At 39.2% G+C, this 3,224-nt stretch carries 2 protein-coding genes; one reads left to right on the forward strand and one right to left on the reverse strand.

All coding sequences use genetic code 11. From position 1 onward, the window contains the following. Positions 1 to 2,692 (forward strand): GH36-type glycosyl hydrolase domain-containing protein (locus IR083_RS04310; protein ID WP_410492850.1); only part of this gene is annotated, 2,692 nt, incomplete at its 5' end. A gap of 79 nt (positions 2,693 to 2,771) precedes the next feature. On the opposite strand, the gene IR083_RS04315 is transcribed toward IR083_RS04310, so the two are convergent. Continuing rightward, the coding region (locus IR083_RS04315) for a helix-turn-helix domain-containing protein (RefSeq protein WP_194223394.1) at positions 2,772 to 3,224 on the reverse strand (453 nt) is incomplete at its 5' end.

Raw genomic sequence — 3,224 nt, forward strand, 5'->3', positions numbered from 1 at the left:
AGACACATCGGTGTATCGCCAATCATTGTATGATGAGATAATAAACCTGATACATAGTGGCGTAGATGCTACGTTTTTAGAAAAGCAAGGTGGCATTTATGTTCGACGGATAGAGCATATGCCACATGAAGATATATTGCTTCTTCAGTCTGTTGCCCGAATTGTAATAGATGATGAGCAAGGGACATTATTCGACCAAATGGAAGGTAAGTTAACTACAGATGTTCAGACTTCGATATTAAAACCAACACGTACTGTAAATACAACAGTAGAAACTGAATTAGCTCAGCGTAATTTAATTTTCTCTAATGGTTTTGGAGGATTTACGCCCGATGGGCAGGAGTATGTTATTACATTAAAACCGGGAGAATCGACACCCGCTCCTTGGTGTAATGTATTGGCAAATGAACATTTTGGAACGGTGGTATCTGAAAGCGGTAGCGCTTATACCTGGGGCGAAAATGCACATGAGTTCCGTATTACACCTTGGCATAACGATACAATACTGGACTCATCGGGTGAAGCCTTTTATATTCGCGACGAAGAAACCGGACAGTATTGGTCTCCAACACCATATCCCGCAAGAGGAAATACCCCTTATGTTATTCGACATGGTTTTGGCTATACTGTCTTTGAGCATACTGAAAATGGAATAAAATCAGAACTGTGGATGTATGTGGCTTTGGACACATCTATAAAATTCACAATCTTAAAAATAAAGAATATCTCCAATCGTCCGCGGAACTTATCTGTTACCGGCTATTATGAATGGGTGTTGGCAGAGAAAAAATCCAAAAGTCTTTTACATACTCAGACGGAGGTCGATATAGAAACAGGGGTGCTTTTTGCTCATAATTTCTATAACTCAGATTTCACAGGAAAGATTGCTTTTATAGATGTCAATGAGCCCCGAACGGTGACAGGCGATCGAAAAGAATTTATTGGGCAAAATGGAAGTTTATCTGATCCTGAAGCGATGAAGCATACTCGTCTATCAGGAAAAACAGGAGCAGGCATGGATGCTTGTGGAGTCATTCAAGTTATTTTTAATTTAGCAGAGGGGAAAACTAAAGAGACTCGTTTCAAGTTAGGATTTGCTCAGAATAAAGAGGAGATGAAACAATTAGTCCGCCGTTATCGACAAATAGGATCTTCACAACAAACATTAGATAGTGTTCGCAACTATTGGAATCAAACACTTGGTGGAATCAAAGTAGACACTCCTGATTCTTCGGTCAATGTAATGGCTAACGGTTGGTTACTGTATCAAACGTTGAGTAGCCGTATTTGGGCACGTTCGGGATTCTACCAATCGGGAGGAGCTTATGGTTTCCGCGACCAGTTACAGGACGTAATGGCTCTGGTTCATGTTGAACCCGATATAACCCGGAAGCAAATACTTCGTGCAGCCGCGCATCAATTTACCGAAGGCGATGTGCAACATTGGTGGCATCCTCCGATGGATAGAGGTGTACGAACCCATTTTTCGGACGATTATTTGTGGTTGCCTTATGTTGCATGTCAATATATTTCGACTGTTGGGGATAATGATATTTTAGACGAAGTCGTATCGTTTATCGAAGGCCGGGAGCTACGGGCAGACGAAGAATCATATTACGATCAGCCCAATCATTCAGCCGAATCTGCATCTCTTTATGAACATTGCGTGAGGAGTATTAAGTATGGTCTTAAATTTGGCATACACGGCTTACCTCTCATGGGATGTGGCGATTGGAACGATGGTATGAATCTGGTTGGAAAAGAAGGAAAAGGTGAAAGTGTTTGGCTCGGTTTCTTTTTGTATGACGTATTGATCAAATTTTCAGATATAGCAAGGCTTCGTAATGATGAATCTTTTGCTCAGTACTGTGTAGATCAAGCAAAAGAATTGCAAAAAAACATCAGGTTACATGCTTGGGATGGCAAATGGTATCGTCGAGCCTTCTTTGATGACGGTAGTCCTCTCGGTTCTGTTTTGAATGAAGAATGCCGGATTGACTCTATTGCTCAAAGTTGGTCGGTTATAAGTGGTGCAGGAGATAAGGAGCGTTCGGCAATGGCGATGAAGCAAGTTGATATGCAGCTAATCGAAAGAGAAGCCAAACTCATCCGATTGTTTACTCCTTCATTTGATAAATCATCTCTAAATCCGGGTTATATAAAGGGTTATATTCCGGGAGTCCGTGAAAACGGAGGGCAATATACTCACGCAGCCATCTGGACAGCGTTGGCTTTTGCCATGATGGGAGAAACAGATAAAGCATGGGAGCTTTTCGATTTACTGAATCCGGTACAACATGGGGCTACAGCGGCAGCTATTGCCATTTACAAAGTTGAGCCTTATGTGGTAGCTGCCGATGTGTACACAAATCCTCAGCATCTCGGAAGAGGCGGCTGGACATGGTATACAGGTTCGGCATCGTGGATCTATCGGCTGTTAATGGAAGCATTGCTAGGCATCAATCGTGTGGGAGATAAACTACATCTAACACCTCATCTGAAAAAAGAATGGGATAGTTACAAAATACATTATCGTTTTCAAGAGACTGTTTATCTCATCACATTCAATCGCATAAAAGACTCTGCAATAGAACCTTATCTTGTTTTAGATGGGCAGAAACAAGATAATTTAAACACTTTATGTATGAAAAATGATTATGCAGAACATTTTGTTGAGGTTTGGATTAGGTAGTAAGATATGAAATTGTATAGCCTCAATAAAATAGAAAAAACTTCCTCAAAAGGTCAAATTAAAGCCTTTGGAGGAGGTTTTACAAGTTTTCTATATTATTCCGGCGTTTATTCTTAAGGTTTTTATAAAAAGTAGGAGTCAATCCTGTCACTTTTTTAAATTGATTGGATAAATGGGCGACACTGCTATAATGTAATTTGTAGGAAATTTCGGTAAGGTTCAATTCATCATAAAGAATTAATTCTTTTACCTTTTCTATTTTATGTATAATAATAAAATGTTCAATAGTAACACCTTCTGCTTCCGAAAATAAATTGGCTAAATAAGTGTAGTTGTTATTTAATTTTTCGCTCAGATAATCAGAAAAATTGACTTTTAGTTCTTCTCTAGCGTGATGTATCAGTTCTATAATTATAGTTTTTATCTGTTCTATTTGGATTGCCTTTTTATCATCCATCAATTTAAGTCCCGATTTCAATAGTATTGTTCGAAGCTGCTCTTGTTGGTCAATTGAAATTTTCTCTATAGTTTC

It is taken from the genome of Dysgonomonas sp. GY75 (assembly GCF_015234155.1).
In the GTDB taxonomy this organism is placed as follows: Bacteria; Bacteroidota; Bacteroidia; order Bacteroidales; family Dysgonomonadaceae; genus Dysgonomonas; species Dysgonomonas gadei.